This is a genomic window from Saccharothrix mutabilis subsp. mutabilis, assembly GCF_039521145.1.
Lineage (GTDB): Bacteria > Actinomycetota > Actinomycetes > Mycobacteriales > Pseudonocardiaceae > Actinosynnema > Actinosynnema mutabilis.
This window is the reverse complement of record NZ_BAAABU010000002.1, coordinates 291,146-305,002: the sequence shown is the minus strand read 5'-3', so window position 1 is coordinate 305,002 and position 13,857 is coordinate 291,146. Positions and strand designations below refer to the sequence as shown.

14 protein-coding genes are annotated in these 13,857 nt (G+C 70.4%); 10 read left to right on the top strand and 4 right to left on the bottom strand.

Annotated elements, in window-relative coordinates; genetic code table 11:
* The first annotated feature begins 42 nt into the window (after positions 1-42).
* Positions 43-213, top strand: a complete 171-nt coding sequence (locus tag ABD126_RS05215; RefSeq protein WP_343932469.1) for a hypothetical protein — start codon at positions 43-45, stop codon at positions 211-213.
* A 6-nt stretch (positions 214-219) separates the two neighbouring features.
* On the opposite strand, the gene ABD126_RS05210 is transcribed toward ABD126_RS05215, so the two are convergent.
* The gene (locus tag ABD126_RS05210) at positions 220-522 is read right to left on the bottom strand and encodes a DUF4190 domain-containing protein (protein WP_343932468.1); all 303 of its coding nucleotides are present in this window, start codon (positions 520-522) and stop codon (positions 220-222) included.
* Positions 523-666: 144 nt separating this feature from the next.
* On the opposite strand from ABD126_RS05210, the gene ABD126_RS05205 reads away from it, so the two are divergent.
* The 8 genes from ABD126_RS05205 to ABD126_RS05170 all read left to right on the top strand — a co-directional run bounded on the left by ABD126_RS05205 (position 667) and on the right by ABD126_RS05170 (position 9,549).
* Positions 667-1,863 carry an acyl-CoA dehydrogenase family protein gene (locus ABD126_RS05205; RefSeq protein WP_343932467.1) on the top strand — a complete coding sequence of 399 codons (1,197 nt, stop codon included), beginning with the start codon at positions 667-669 and terminating at the stop codon, positions 1,861-1,863.
* A gap of 195 nt (positions 1,864-2,058) precedes the next feature.
* Entirely contained in the window at positions 2,059-2,595 is a 537-nt protein-coding gene (locus ABD126_RS05200; RefSeq protein ID WP_343932466.1) for a general stress protein, read from the top strand.
* A 467-nt stretch (positions 2,596-3,062) separates the two neighbouring features.
* Positions 3,063-4,304, top strand: a complete 1,242-nt coding sequence (locus ABD126_RS05195; protein WP_343932465.1) for an ABC transporter substrate-binding protein — start codon at positions 3,063-3,065, stop codon at positions 4,302-4,304.
* The gene (locus ABD126_RS05190) at positions 4,301-5,248 is read left to right on the top strand and encodes a carbohydrate ABC transporter permease (RefSeq protein WP_343932464.1); all 948 of its coding nucleotides are present in this window, start codon (positions 4,301-4,303) and stop codon (positions 5,246-5,248) included. The genes ABD126_RS05195 and ABD126_RS05190 overlap by 4 nt, the downstream gene beginning before the upstream one ends.
* Positions 5,248-6,093: a carbohydrate ABC transporter permease gene (locus ABD126_RS05185; RefSeq protein ID WP_343932463.1), complete on the top strand. Its 846-nt coding sequence runs from the start codon at positions 5,248-5,250 to the stop codon at positions 6,091-6,093. The genes ABD126_RS05190 and ABD126_RS05185 overlap by 1 nt, the downstream gene beginning before the upstream one ends.
* Before the next feature lie 4 nt (positions 6,094-6,097).
* Entirely contained in the window at positions 6,098-7,282 is a 1,185-nt protein-coding gene (locus ABD126_RS05180; RefSeq protein ID WP_343932462.1) for an ABC transporter ATP-binding protein, read from the top strand.
* 247 nt (positions 7,283-7,529) lie between these two features.
* Complete coding sequence (locus ABD126_RS05175; RefSeq protein ID WP_343932461.1) at positions 7,530-8,417, top strand: SDR family NAD(P)-dependent oxidoreductase; 888 nt, start codon at positions 7,530-7,532, stop codon at positions 8,415-8,417.
* 160 nt (positions 8,418-8,577) lie between these two features.
* Positions 8,578-9,549: a hypothetical protein gene (locus tag ABD126_RS05170; protein ID WP_343932460.1), complete on the top strand. Its 972-nt coding sequence runs from the start codon at positions 8,578-8,580 to the stop codon at positions 9,547-9,549.
* A 105-nt stretch (positions 9,550-9,654) separates the two neighbouring features.
* Here ABD126_RS05170 and ABD126_RS05165 read toward each other — a convergent pair whose 3' ends face one another.
* Complete coding sequence (locus ABD126_RS05165) at positions 9,655-10,497, bottom strand: chromosome partitioning protein ParB (protein ID WP_343932459.1); 843 nt, start codon at positions 10,495-10,497, stop codon at positions 9,655-9,657.
* Positions 10,497-11,147 carry a metallophosphoesterase family protein gene (locus tag ABD126_RS05160; protein WP_343932458.1) on the bottom strand — a complete coding sequence of 217 codons (651 nt, stop codon included), beginning with the start codon at positions 11,145-11,147 and terminating at the stop codon, positions 10,497-10,499. The genes ABD126_RS05165 and ABD126_RS05160 overlap by 1 nt, the downstream gene beginning before the upstream one ends.
* Before the next feature lie 87 nt (positions 11,148-11,234).
* Between ABD126_RS05160 and ABD126_RS05155 the strand changes: the two genes are divergently transcribed.
* Positions 11,235-12,320 carry a DUF2332 domain-containing protein gene (locus ABD126_RS05155; RefSeq protein WP_343932457.1) on the top strand — a complete coding sequence of 362 codons (1,086 nt, stop codon included), beginning with the start codon at positions 11,235-11,237 and terminating at the stop codon, positions 12,318-12,320.
* A 232-nt stretch (positions 12,321-12,552) separates the two neighbouring features.
* Here ABD126_RS05155 and corA read toward each other — a convergent pair whose 3' ends face one another.
* Positions 12,553-13,635 carry a magnesium/cobalt transporter CorA gene (corA, locus tag ABD126_RS05150; protein ID WP_343932456.1) on the bottom strand — a complete coding sequence of 361 codons (1,083 nt, stop codon included), beginning with the start codon at positions 13,633-13,635 and terminating at the stop codon, positions 12,553-12,555.
* Positions 13,636-13,857 lie beyond the last annotated feature (222 nt).

Here is a 13,857-nt window from a genome sequence, read left to right as displayed (position 1 = left end):
TGATTGGCGATCAAGGGGTGGTGCGTGTGCATGGTGGCTGCCATGTCACGGACCCGTAACGCGAGGCCCCGGCTACGCCTGTTCCGCCGCCGCCCGGCCGACGACCTGTTGGAGCGCAGCTTCCGCACCTGCCCCGGCTGCGCGGCCGACGTGCACGTGTTCGCCGAGGTGTGCCGGCACTGCGGCGGCGAGCTGGAGCTGTTCGCGTCCTGAACCGGCTCAGCGGGTGACGGTGAGCGTGCTGATGATCTCGCCGCCCTCGCGCACGATCCAGTAGACCGCGACCACCCACAGGATGATCGCGATGATGCCCAGGACCGTGAAAACGCTGCCCAGCACGATGCCCGCGGTGGCCAGGCCGCGGCCGTCCTCGCCGGTCCGCTTGATCTGGTTCTTCGCGACGATCCCCAGCACGATGCCCGCGGGCGCGAAGACGAACGCGCAGATCAACGCCGCGATGGCCATGCCGTTGGTGCCCCTGGGCGGCGGCGCGTAGTAGCCGGGCTGCTGGTAGTAGGTCATCGGGCGCTCCTGGGTTCCGCGGTGGTGGGGAAGGGTAGCCGCTGTTTCGGTTCAGCGCGTGGCGATGAGCACCTTCGTGACGCGAACGTGCGTTAACCGGTCCATACTCGCCGGTAACCCCGGAGCTACGAAGGGAAACGTGCGATGGCGCGCCTGGCCCAGACCGCTGGACTGACCGACATCCAGGAGGAGATCCTCGCCACGGTCCGCACCTTCGTGGACAAGGAGATCATCCCCCACGCGCAGGCGCTGGAGCACGGCGACACCTACCCCGCGGACATCGTCGAGGGCATGAAGGAGATGGGCCTGTTCGGGCTCACCATCCCCGAGGAGTTCGGCGGGCTCGGCGAGTCGCTGCTGACCTACGCGCTCGTGGTGGAGCAGATCGCGCGCGGCTGGATGTCGGTGTCCGGCGTGATCAACACCCACTTCATCGTCGCGCACATGCTCAAGCAGCACGGCACCGACGAGCAGAAGGCCCGCTACCTGCCGCGCATGGCCACCGGCGAGGTGCGCGGGTCGTTCTCCATGTCCGAGCCGGAACTGGGCTCCGACGTCGCCGCCATCCGCACGCGGGCGGTGCGCGAGGGTGACGAGTACGTCGTCAACGGCCAGAAGATGTGGCTGACCAACGGCGGCACGTCCAACCTGACCGCGGTGCTCGTGCGCACCGACGAGGGCGCCGAGAAGCCGCACCAGAACCTGACGACGTTCCTGGTCGAGAAGCCGGAGGGCTACGGCGAGGTCCGTCCCGGCCTGACCATCCCCGGCAAGATCGACAAGATGGGCTACAAGGGCGTCGACACGACCGAGATGGTCTTCGACGGCTTCCGCATCTCGCCGGAGCAGGTGCTCGGCGGTGTCACGGGCCAGGGCTTCCGGCACATGATGGACGGCGTCGAGGTCGGCCGGGTGAACGTGGCGGCGCGGGCGTGCGGCATCGCGATCCGGTCGTTCGAGCTGGCCATCGAGTACGCGCAGCAGCGCAAGACCTTCGGCAAGCCGATCGTCGAGCACCAGGCCATCGCGTTCAAGCTGGCCGAGATGGCGACGAAGGTCGAGGCGGCCCACCTGATGATGGTCAACGCGGCCCGCCTGAAGGACTCGGGCGCGCGCAACGACGTCGAGGCGGGCATGGCGAAGCTGATCGCGTCGGAGTACTGCGCCGAGGTGACGCAGGAGGCGTTCCGGATCCACGGCGGGTACGGGTACTCGAAGGAGTACGAGATCGAGCGGCTGATGCGGGAGGCGCCGTTCCTGCTCATCGGCGAGGGGACGAGCGAGATCCAGAAGACGATCATCAGCCGCGGGTTGCTGCGGGACTACCAGTCGCGCGGGTGACGGGTCGGGTGCCCGGTTCGCGGTGAGCGAGCCGGGCACCTCCGCCGCAGTCGGTCGGGTGCAGCTCGGGGTTGGCCGTGGGTGGACGCATCGGCACTCAGGTCACGGTAGCGTTGAGTTCCGCCGCACCCGTTTCGCGCTGTTCGCCCCCTGTTGGCAGGATGGGGTGATCAGCACCGCGAAGAGGTGGTCACCGTGACGAGTTCGTTCTCCGGCCAGGGCCAGAACCGACCGGGTGTGCCGCCGCGCCTGCCCACGCCGCCCACCGGGTGGCCGATCGGCTCCTACGCCACCTACGAGGAGGCGCAGCGGGCGGTCGACTTCCTCGCCGACGGGGACTTCCCCGTCCAGGAGGTCACGATCGTGGGGGTGGACCTGATGCTCGTCGAGCGCGTCACCGGGCGCCTCACCTGGGGACGGGTGCTGGGCACGGGTGCGGCGTCGGGCGCGTGGTTCGGCCTGTTCGTGGGTGTGCTGCTGTCGCTGTTCAACACGACCGCCAGCGCCGGGTTCGGGCCGATCCTGGTCGGGCTCACCGTGGGTGTCGCGTTCGGCATCATCTTCGCCGCCGTCGGGTACGGGTCGGCGCGCGGCAAGCGGGACTTCCAGTCGGCCAGCCAGCTGGTCGCCGGGCGCTACGACGTGCTGTGCCAACCGCGGTCCGCCGAGCGCGGCCGGGACCTGCTGGCCAAGCTCGCCATGCGCCCCACCGACGCCAACCACAAGGACTGACCGGTCACGTGGACTGACCGGCCACCCGGACTGACCGGGCGCGGCCTCCGGCCCCCGTCTCGATCGTCGCACGAGGCACCGACAATTCCGGACCACCGCGGCCGGCCCGCTCGACGCCCGCTGCGGCCGGCTCGGCGGGTGCCCACCCGGCCCCGCGCCCACCGCGGCGGGTTCGGCGAGCGACGACCCGCCCGTTGCCCACCGCCGCGGCCACCCACTCGGCCCCCACCGCGCGCCCACCGCGCGCCCACCGCGCCCCCACCGCGCGGCCACTCGGCGAACCACAGGTTTGGCACTCGTGATCACCGGGTAGTGCCGTTCCGGGCTCCGGTGGTTGCGGCACCTGATCACCGGGCCTACGTTCGTTCCACCTGCCGCACCGTGCCGCGGTCCGGTGGGTGGGGCACGACGAGGTGCCGGGCAGTGCGGTCTGGCTCCTTGAAGTTGTCGGGAAGGAGGCAGGCCCGATGAGGCGTCATCGGTTGGCCGCCGCCGGGAGTGCCGCGCTGGTCGCGGCGTCCGCGCTGGCGGGGTGCGGCTCGGGTGACGGCGGGATCACCATCAACGTCTACAAGTACCCGCAGGAGAACTTCCAGAAGATCGTCGACCGCTGCAACGAGCAGGCCGACGGCTACGAGATCGTCTACCACAAGCTGCCCCGCGAGGCCGACGGCCAGCGCGAGCAGATGGTCCGCCGGCTCGCCGCCGAGGACACCGGCATGGACGTCCTCGCCCTCGACGTCACGTGGACCGCCGAACTGGCCAAGGCCGGCTGGATCAAGGAGTTCACCGGCTCCGCGAAGTCCCAGGTCGAGAACGGCACGCTGGAGACCCCGCTGAACACGGCCCGTTACGAGGGCCGCCTCTACGGCGCTCCGGACAACACCAACGTCCAGCTCCTCTGGTACCGCAGCGACCTCGTCCCCACCCCGCCCAAGACGTGGGACGAGATGATCAAGATGGGCACCGAACTCAAGAACCAGGGCAAACCCGGCCTGGTCGAGGCCCAGGGCAAGCAGTACGAGGGCCTGGTCGTCCTGTTCAACACGCTCGTCAACTCCGCCGGCGGGCAGATCCTGGACGAGAACGGCACCAAGGCCATCGTCGACGACAACGCTGTCAAGGCGCTGGAGGTCCTCAAGACCTTCGCCACGTCGCCGGTCGTCGACCCGTCCTTCTCCAACTTCGCCGAGGACGACGCCCGCCTGGCCATGGAGAACGGCAAGGCCGCCTTCATGCTCAACTGGCCCTACGTCTACGCCGCGGCGCAGAAGAAGCCCGATTTCGCGGCGAACTTCAAGTGGGCCCCGTACCCGTCGGTCAACGGGGACGCGGCCAAGGTGACCGTCGGCGGCATCAACTACGCCGTCAGCGCGTTCACCCGGCACTCCGAGCAGTCCTTCGACGCGGTCATGTGCCTGCGCAGCGCGGAGAACCAGAAGTTCGCGGCCATCAACGACGGCGTCCCGCCGACCATCGAGTCGGTCTACGACGACCCGGAGATGGCCAAGCCCTACCCCATGAAGGAAGCGATCCTGGAGACGCTGAAGGGCGCGAGCGTCCGCCCGCGCACCCCGGCCTACCAGAACGTCTCGACCGTCATCTCCACCATCCTGTCGCCGCCCGCGAGCATCGACCCGAAGGCGACCGCGGACCGGCTGCGGCAGGAGTTGCAGGACGCGCTCGACTCGAAGGGGGTGCTGCCGTGAGCCACGCACTCACCACGGAGACCAAGGACCAGCCGCGGCCCTCGCCCGGGGCGAAGGCCGCGCTGTCCGAGGGCAAGAAGGCCGAGCGCCGCCTCGGGCTCCTGCTCTGCGCACCCGCGATCGTCGTCATGGCGGCGGTCGCCGGGTGGCCGATCATCTACTCGGTCTGGCTGTCCCTCCAGCGCTACGACCTGAAGTTCCCCGACCGGGTGGAGTTCGTCGGCCTGGACAACTACGTCACCGTCCTGTCCAACTCGTACTGGTGGAACGCCATGTGGATCACGATCGTGATCACCGTGGTGTCCGTCGTGATCGAGCTGGTGCTGGGCATGGCGCTGGCGTTGATCATGCACCGCACGCTGGTCGGGCGCGGCATCGTCCGCACGTCCTCGCTCATCCCGTACGGCATCGTCACCGTCGTCGCCGCGTTCTCGTGGCGGTACGCGTGGACGCCGGGCACCGGCTACCTCGCCGAGATCGTGGCCGGCGGCGAACCCGTGCTGACCGAGAAGATCCCGGCGGTCATGGTCGTGATCCTGGCCGAGATCTGGAAGACCACGCCGTTCATGGCGCTGCTGCTGATGGCGGGCCTGGCCCTGGTGCCCGACGACCTGCTCAAGGCCGCCGCGATGGACGGCGCGAACGCGTGGCAGCGGTTCACCAAGGTGATGGTGCCGGTGATGAAGCCCGCGATCCTGGTCGCGCTGCTGTTCCGCACCCTGGACGCGTTCCGCATCTTCGACAACCTGTTCGTGCTCACCGGCGGTTCGCAGGGCACGTCGTCGGTCTCGATGATCACCTACAACAACCTGATCAAGGGCCTGAACCTCGGCATCGGCTCGACCATGTCGGTGCTGATCTTCATCGCCGTGGCGATCATCGCGTTCATCTTCATCAAGCTGTTCGGCACCGCGGCGCCGGGCAGCGACAACGGGAGGCGCTGATGGCCGGCATCGGCGGCGCCGAGACCACGGGCCGCAAGGCCCGCTGGGCGGTGCTCAACATCCTCGTCGTGGCCTACGCGCTGTTCCCCGTGCTGTGGATCGTGTCGCTGTCGTTCAAGACCAAGGCCACCCTCGCGGACGGCAACTTCATCCCGCGCGAGTGGACCCTGGACAACTACGCGTCGATCTTCTCCACCACGGAGTTCGTGCGGGCGCTGGTGAACTCGATCGGCATCGCGCTGATCGCCACCGCCATCGCCGTCGTGTTCGGCACCATGGCCGCCTACGCGATCGCGCGCCTGGACTTCCCGGGCAAGCGGGTCCTGGTGGGCGTCTCGCTGCTGGTGTCGATGTTCCCGCAGATCTCGCTGATCTCGCCGCTGTTCCAGATCGAGCGGTCGCTGGGCCTGTTCGACACCTGGCCCGGCCTGATCCTGCCCTACATCACCTTCGCGCTGCCGCTGGCGATCTACACGCTGTCGGCGTTCTTCCGCGAGATCCCGTGGGAGCTGGAGAAGGCCGCGAAGATGGACGGCGCGACCCCCGGGCAGGCGTTCCGCCGGGTCATCGCGCCGCTGGCCGCGCCGGGCGTGTTCACCACGGCCATCCTGGTGTTCATCTTCTGCTGGAACGACTTCCTGTTCGCGATCTCGCTGACCTCCACCGAGCGCTCGCGCACGGTCCCGGTGGCGCTGTCGTTCTTCACCGGCAGCTCCCAGTTCGAGGACCCGACCGGGTCGATCGCCGCCGCCGCGGTGGTCATCACCATCCCGATCATCCTGTTCGTGTTGTTCTTCCAGCGTCGGATCGTCGCCGGTCTGACCTCCGGCGCCGTCAAGGGGTGAAGCAATGGCCGAGATCGTGCTCGACAAGGTGACCAAGCAGTACCCGGACGGCGCCGTGGCCGTGAAGGACGTGGACATCGAGATCGCCGACGGCGAGTTCATCATCCTGGTCGGCCCGTCGGGCTGCGGGAAGTCCACGACCCTGAACATGATCGCCGGGCTGGAGGACATCACGTCCGGCGAGCTGCGCATCGGCGGCGAGCGGGTCAACGAGCGCGCGCCCAAGGACCGGGACATCGCGATGGTGTTCCAGTCCTACGCGCTCTACCCGCACATGACGGTGAAGGAGAACATGGCCTTCCCGCTGCGGCTGGCGAAGGTGGACAACGCGACCGTCGAGAAGAAGGTCCGGGACGCCGCCGAGATCCTGGACCTGACCCAGCACCTGGACCGCAAGCCGTCGAACCTGTCCGGCGGCCAGCGGCAGCGCGTGGCGATGGGGCGCGCGATCGTGCGCAACCCCAAGGCGTTCCTCATGGACGAGCCGCTGTCCAACCTGGACGCCAAGCTGCGCGTGCAGATGCGGACGTCGGTGTCGCGGCTGCAGAAGCAGCTGGGCACCACCACCGTGTACGTCACGCACGACCAGACCGAGGCGATGACCCTCGGCGACCGGGTCGTGGTGATGCGCGGCGGGGCCGTGCAGCAGGTCGGCGCGCCGCAGTACCTCTACGACCACCCGGCGAACCTGTTCGTCGCGGGGTTCATCGGCTCGCCGTCGATGAACTTCGTGCCCGCCGGACTGGAGAACGGCACGCTGCGCTCGGCGCTGGGCGACATCCCGCTCACCGACCGGGTCCGCGGGCTGCTCGCGGGCGCCGACGTGCCCCGCGAGGTGATCGTGGGCCTGCGGCCCGAGCACTTCGAGGACGCGCGGCTGGTCGAGGAGCACCTGCGCGGCAGCGGGGTGACCTTCACCGACCACGTGGACGTGCTGGAGTCGATGGGCTCGGACAAGTTCGCCTACTTCAGCCTGTCCGGCGAGCAGGCCACCTCGCAGGAGCTGGCCGAGCTGGCCGCCGACGCCGGGTCGGCGGACGTGCCGGGCGGCGGCGTCTCGCTGGTCACCCGCATCTCGGCGGCCTCCACGGCCACCGAGGGTGAGCAGGCGGAGATCTGGTTCGACGCGGACAAGGTGCAGCTGTTCGACCCGGACACCGGGCGCAACCTCACGTATTCCGGGCAGTGATCGGGCGAGGGGGCCATCCGACGTGCGCGGGTGGCCCCCTTTTGCCGCTTGTCACGGGGAGTTACTGACCAGCCAAGACCATCGGTCGGGACGAACTCCGTGGGCCATTCAGCGCAGCAAAACCGCATCTCGCCGCTTTCGCGCGGCTTTCGCTCTTGTCGGTCACCACCCTGGTCGAAGGCGGGGATAACCCCGATCGACGGGCGTCGGGGTAGGGGAGACCGCCGAGCACAGAGAAGAGCGCGCGATGGGGATTCTTGACGGAAAAGCGGTCGTGGTCACCGGTGCGGGTCGGGGGCTGGGCGAAGCGTACGCGATGCACGCCGCGCAGGCGGGCGCCGCGGTCGTGGTCAACGACGTGGACAGCGACCTGGCCGAACAGGTCGCGGAGCACATCCGCGGTTACGGCGGGCGGGCGGTGGCGAGCACGCACACGGTGACCGACCCGACTGAGGCCGAGAAGATCGTCGGAATGTGCGTCACCGAGTTCGGTCGGCTCGACGGCCTGGTGAACAACGCCGGGCTGAACTACGAGACCCAGCCGTGGGATGACGACCCGGAAACGGTGCGCCGGACGGTCGAGGTGAACTTGCTGGGTGTCATATACACCGGTATCGCCGCCATGCGCGTGATGCGCGAACAGGGCAGCGGTTCCATCGTGAACATTTCCTCCGGCGCGTTCTTCGGTCAGCGCAAACTCGCCACGTACGCGGCGACGAAGGGCGCGGTCGCCTCGCTGAGCTGGTCGTGGGCGCTGGACCTGGAAGGCGAGGGCGTGCGCGTGAACGCCGTGTGCCCCGTGGCCCACACGCGCATGGTGTGGAAGTCCGAGCGGTCCCTGCGGGCCATCCCGGCCGACCGCACCCCGGGCAAGGTCGCGCCGCTGGTGCTGTTCCTGCTCAGCGACGCGGCGGAGGGCATCACGGGCCAGATCGTGCGCTGCAACGGCCGCCAGCTGCACCTGGTCGGCCACCCGTACTTCAAGCAGCCGATCCTGGAGAGCGACACCTGGGACACGACCTCGGTGAAGCGCGCGTTCGACGGCGTCCTCCAGGCCCACCTCGAACCGTTCGGCCTGGAGAAGCGCATGCCCCCGCGCCTGCGCGAACTGGTCGAACCGAGCCGCACGGCCTGAACCCCTTCCGGACGGGACCGCGCGGTGGCCCGGTCCGGCCGGCGACGGGCGCGCCGACCGCCTGCAGGGGGTGCGGTCGGACGCCCGCGCCGGTGCTCTGTTCGGCTGATCACTCGGACGGCTGATCAAAACGCCAACCGGCCGGTGTCACCATCGAGGTGTGGGGACGCGCAAGCCACGCGTGACGGACTGGCGACTGGTGGTCCAGTCGCGGTTGGACCGCGTGCGCGCCGACCTCGCCGCACTGGGCCCGCCGGACCCGCTCGACCCGGAGAGCTCGCAGTGGCGGCAGGTCGCCCAGCAGGAGGCGGCCGTCGTCGAGGACATGATCAACCGCGAGGAGTCGCGGCTGCGGATCGTGGCGTCGTGGTGGTCCGGGTGGCACATCGAGCGCGCCTGGCGGTCGTTGCACGAGGCGGAGATCGCGGTCGTCGCGGCGGGGGACGGGTTCCTGGGGCGGCTGCCCGGGTTGCGGGCCCGGGTGGCGGAGAACCTGGACGAGGACGACCCCCGGCGGGTCGCGTTGGAGGAGCTGCGGCCGGGCGAGTTCCCGTTGTCCATCGAGCGCGAGATCGTGGTGGACGCGTTGCGGGCGGCGTTCGACAAGTCCGACTTCGCGCACGCCGGCTCGCGGGCGCTGCGGAACAAGCTGATCGCGGCGTCCCTCGTGTTGTTCGTCGTGAACACGTTGCTGGGCGTCATCGGGTTGGTGAACCCGGGGCTGATCCCGATGTGCGTGGGGTCGGAGCGGCTGCCGACGGTGTGCCCGTCGGGGCGGACGGCGGCGGGCGCGGACGTGTGGCTGATCCAGGTGCTCGGTGCGTTCGGGGCGATCCTGTCGGCGGTGGTGCTGCTGTTGCGGCGGCGGCCCAGCCTGTCGCCGTACGTGATGATCGGGTACCAGGCGACGATCAAGATCCTGCTCGGGGCGGCGCTGGCGGTGATCGGCATCCTGGCCCTGGGCGCCGGCGTGACGACGGGCCTGATCGGCGTGGCGTCCCAGGCGGCGTTGCTGCTGTGGGCCGTGATCCTGGGCTACTCACAACAGATCGCGACCCGCCTCCTCGACAGCTACACCGACCGCGTCATGGACCAGGCCCGCCCCCTGCCGAAACTGGAAGGCCAACGCTGACCCCGCAACCGACCGCTCAGGCCGGCCGCGCGATCGAGGCCGAGGAACCGTTGGCGCACCGCTGCGCCGGGCCTGGTGCCGAGGGCGACCTCTCGCCGGCCGGCGCTAGCCTCGCCGCGACCGCAGGGCGTCGATCACGTCCTGGTCCCAGCGGTGGGTGCGAATGAGGCGGTAGCGTTCCGCCGCCACCCACATGTAGGCCTCCGTCTCCGTCCGGTCGCCCACCAGGTGGGCCTGGCGCAGCATCTCCACCACCGGCACGTACTCCTCGCGGTACCAGCGCATCGCCACCGTCGCCCGGTCCAGGAACGCGCCCTCGTCCTGCATCAGGCGGAAGCCCCACGCCTCCACGTGTTCGCCCAGTTCGGCGTAGTCCCACGGGTCCGAGAGCAGGACCTCCGCCCTGGCCTGGCCGGATAGCGGCACCCGTTCGAGGAACAGCCGCCGGTAGTCCTTGACGATCAGGTCGCCCCGGTGGCGGATGCCGTGGGCCGCGATGCGGGTCACCACCTCCGTCACGTACGCGTCGATCGTCTCCAGACCCAGGGCGTGCGCGACCGACACGCGGTGGTGGCCGTCCTGGACGAAGTGCAGGTCGCCCACCCGGTAGACCTCGATCGGCGGCACGGCCTCGCCCCGCCGCGTCGCCAGGGCCAGGCGCTGCCAGCGCTCCCGGGTGCGGGCCGAGGTGGGGCGGAAGCGGCGGTCGAAGTCGCGGGTCCGGTCCACGCTGCCGACGATCGAGTCCAGCCGGATCGTCTGCACCCCCAACCGGCGCTCGCTGACCACGCCCAACGCCTCCACGACCTCGTGGAACGGCAGCATGATGTTCACGTCGTCGGGTTCGCGGCGCAGCCACGCCGCCAGGCGGGACAGCACCTGCCGCCGCCGGGCGCGCAGGAAGTCGTTCTCGGCGTCGGCTTGCGGGAAACCGGTGTCCCGGCGCATCAGGGAACCTCCACCACCTTGTACCCCACCACGTTCACCACCCGGGTCCGGCCGAGCACCCGGTCCGGCTTCGGCGACCCGTGGGGGTGGATGTGGCCGTGCAGGAGCAGTTTCGGGCGCAGCCGGCGGACGCCGTCGTGCAGGCACGCGAAGCCGCGGTGCGGGGCGTCGGGCTCGTCGCCGCAGTCCAGCGGCGGGGAGTGGGTGAGCAGCACGTCGACGTCCCGCCCGTCGCGCAGCCTGCGCCACGCCGCGAGGCGGGTCACCCGCCGCAGCCGCCGGGCCTGCTGCCGCTCGGTCCACTGGTTGGGCCCGTCGTTGTACCGGATGGACCCGCCGAGGCCGGCGATCCGCAGGCCCGCCACGTCCACCACCGCGCCGTCGGCGTTCACCCCGCCCGCCGGGCCGGGCCAGCGCGCCGGCAGCCCCGCCCGCGTCCACAGGCCCCGCACGTTGGCGTACCCGGACAGGTCCACGTCGTGGTTGCCCGGCACGAACACGCACGGCCGGTCCAGCGCCGAGGACAGGAACTCCAGGTAGTCGAACGGCAGGTCGCCGGCCGCCACGACCAGGTCGACGTCGTGCCGCCGCACCTGGTCGGTCCACAGCCGCTCGACCACCTCGTCCGCCACCGCGAGCACCTTCGGCACCCGTCGAGCCTAAGCGCGCACCGGCGTCCCGACGAACCGGTGCTTCCCCCGGTGCCGCACGGGGTAATCCGGTCTACCGTTCGAGACGTGCTCGCCGAGCTGTTCCTCGACGCCGCCGCCTCCTGCCGCGACCGCAGCCCGCTCACCCACACCCTGCTGGTGTCGGCGGCGGACGACCTGACGCGCGGCGGGGTCACGGCGAAGGTCATGGCGGGCAGCGAGTGCGACCGCGGCGGGACCGTGCCGGGGCTGCGGTTCGCGGGCGCGCTGCACCGGCTGGTCCTGGAGGGCCGCGCGCCGACCCTGGCCAAGCACTACCCGACCGCCGGCGGCCGGCCGCACCCGCCGACGCTGTGGGAGGACGCGCTGCCGGTGCTCGACGAGCACACCGACGAGCTGCGCGCGCTGATCGCGTCGACCGTCGTGCAGACCAACGAGCCGGGCCGCAGCGCGCCCCTTTTCGGCGGCCTGCACACCGCCACCCGGCTGGCCGCCGAGAACGCGGGCAGGCGGACGCCGTTCTGCGTGAAGCTGCTGGAGGTGGGCGCGTCCGGCGGCCTGAACCTGCGCCCGCACCGCGTGGCCTACCGCGTCGGCGACACCGTCCTGGGCGACCCGGGCAGCCCGCTGGTCCTGGACACCCGCTGGACCGGCCGCCCGCCGGTGGACCTCGCGCCCGGCCTGCGCCTGGTCGGCCGCGCGGGCTGCGACCTCAACCCGGTCGACGTGTCCACGCGGGACGGTCGCCTGCACCTGTCGTCGTTCGTGTGGGCCGACCAGCTGTGGCGCTGGGAACGCCTCCAAGCCGCCCTGGACCTGGCCGCCCTGGACCCGGTGCCGGTGCGGCGCGCGGCGGGCCCGGAGTGGCTGGCCGACCACCTCGCCCGACCGGAGCGCGACGTGCTGACCGTCGTGTGGCACTCGGTGGTGTGGCAGTACGCGTCCCCGTCCGACCGCGCGATGGGCCGCGCGGTCCTCGCCGACGCCGCCGCCCGCGCCACCCCGATGGCCCCGCTCGCCCTGCTCGTCTTCGAACCCCGCCGCACGCACGCGCCGGAGAAGTACGAGTTCCAACTGCTGCTCAAGCTGTGGCCGGGCGGGGTGTCGTTGCGGCTGGGCGCGGGAGCGGGTCACGGCATCCCGTTCGAGTGGCACACCCGACCGTGGACGTGACCGCCCGCACGCGGGCCGAAGGTCGGGGAACGCCCCGGCGGGAGGCTCCGAGGTGGCACGAGCACGTGCCACCTCGGCGGCCCGTCCGGCCGGGGGCGCGTCAGTGGCCGGTGGCGATCAGCACGGTGACCGTGGTCAGCCAGCCGATGAGGAACGCGACGATCCAAAAGCGCAGGTTCGTGAACATCCGGGTCATGTCGGAGGATCCCGTCGGGGTCGGGGTGGGCGGGGGCTACAGCCAGCGGTTCCGACGGAATATTCGGTACAACGTGAGGCAGGCGACCAGGATCACGGCGATCACCATGGGGTAGCCGTACTTCCAATGCAGTTCCGGCATGAAGTCGAAGTTCATGCCGTACACGCCGACCACCATCGTGGGGACCGAGATGATCGCGACCCACGCCGAGATCTTGCGCATGTCCGAGTTCTGCTGGAGCGTGATCTTCGCCAGCGTCGCGTTCACCAGCGTGGTGAGCAGCTCGTCGAAGTTGATCACGCGCTCCGACACCTCGGTGAGGTGGTCGTCCACGTCCCGGAAGTACGACCGGACCTGCTCGGGGATCAGCGGCGTGTAGCCCTCGGCCAGCCGCCGCAGCGGCACCGCCAGCGGCATGACCGCCCGGCGCAGCTCCAGGACCTCGCGCTTCATCAGGTAGATCTGGTCGGCGCTGACCCGGCTGCGCGGCGCGAAGACCAGCGCCTCCATCTGGTCGATGTCGTCCTCGATGTGGTCGGTCACGTCGAGGTAGTTGTCGACCACGTGGTCGGCGATCGAGTACAGGACCGCCGCCGGCCCGACCTTGAGCCGCTCCGGCTCCGCCTCCAGCTGGCGCCGCACCACGGCCAGGCCCGAGTGGTTGCCGTGGCGGACCGTCACCACGAAGTCGCGGCCCAGGAAGACCATGACCTCGCCGCTCTCCACGATCTCGTTGGCCGAGTCGGGCGACGCGTTCTGCACGTACCGAACGGTCTTGAGGACCATGAACAGCGTGTTGTCGTAGCGCTCCAGCTTCGGGCGCTGGTGGGCGTGCACCGCGTCCTCGACGGCCAGCTCGTGCAGGCCGAAGGTCTCGGCCACGCCCTGGATCTGCTCCTCGTCGGGCTCGTGCAGGCCGATCCACACGAAGCCGTCGCCGCGCTTGCGCACCTCTTCCACGGCGTCGGTGTGCGACCACCGGCCGGGCAGCCGTTCGCCGTCCACGTAGACCCCGCAGTCCACGACGTACGCCGACAGCGGCACCGGGATCGGCACCGCAGGGCGGACGTGGGCGGGCACGCGGCCTCTCAGGCCGCCGAGCGAGGGCAAGCTGGGCACGGAGTCCTCCGGTGGGGGCGTCGGCTGCACGACGAAACGCGACGGCACGTCCCCGACCGGGCACTGCTGCGGGCCTAGAAGATCGACCCTTCGGTGAGGACGCGCGAGGTACTCGCAGGATGGGGGTCGTTACTCATCGGTAGCCCTCACCTCCTCGGGTCGGTCGTCCGCGGCGGTGGAGTCGCTCACAGACCAGTTGCCGAGGGTACTCCTCCCAAGTCC

What these genes read in the sequence shown, in the direction of transcription:
- ABD126_RS05180 (WP_343932462.1), top strand. Translation starts at nt 6,098, where the DNA reads ATGGCCGAGATCGTGCTCGACAAGGTGACCAAGCAGTACCCGGACGGC.
- ABD126_RS05175 (WP_343932461.1), top strand. Translation starts at nt 7,530, where the DNA reads ATGGGGATTCTTGACGGAAAAGCGGTCGTGGTCACCGGTGCGGGTCGG.
- ABD126_RS05205 (WP_343932467.1), top strand. Translation starts at nt 667, where the DNA reads ATGGCGCGCCTGGCCCAGACCGCTGGACTGACCGACATCCAGGAGGAG.
- ABD126_RS05185 (WP_343932463.1), top strand. Translation starts at nt 5,248, where the DNA reads ATGGCCGGCATCGGCGGCGCCGAGACCACGGGCCGCAAGGCCCGCTGG.
- ABD126_RS05165 (WP_343932459.1), bottom strand. Translation starts at nt 10,497, where the DNA reads ATGCGCCGGGACACCGGTTTCCCGCAAGCCGACGCCGAGAACGACTTC.
- ABD126_RS05215 (WP_343932469.1), top strand. Translation starts at nt 43, where the DNA reads ATGTCACGGACCCGTAACGCGAGGCCCCGGCTACGCCTGTTCCGCCGC.
- ABD126_RS05210 (WP_343932468.1), bottom strand. Translation starts at nt 522, where the DNA reads ATGACCTACTACCAGCAGCCCGGCTACTACGCGCCGCCGCCCAGGGGC.
- ABD126_RS05195 (WP_343932465.1), top strand. Translation starts at nt 3,063, where the DNA reads ATGAGGCGTCATCGGTTGGCCGCCGCCGGGAGTGCCGCGCTGGTCGCG.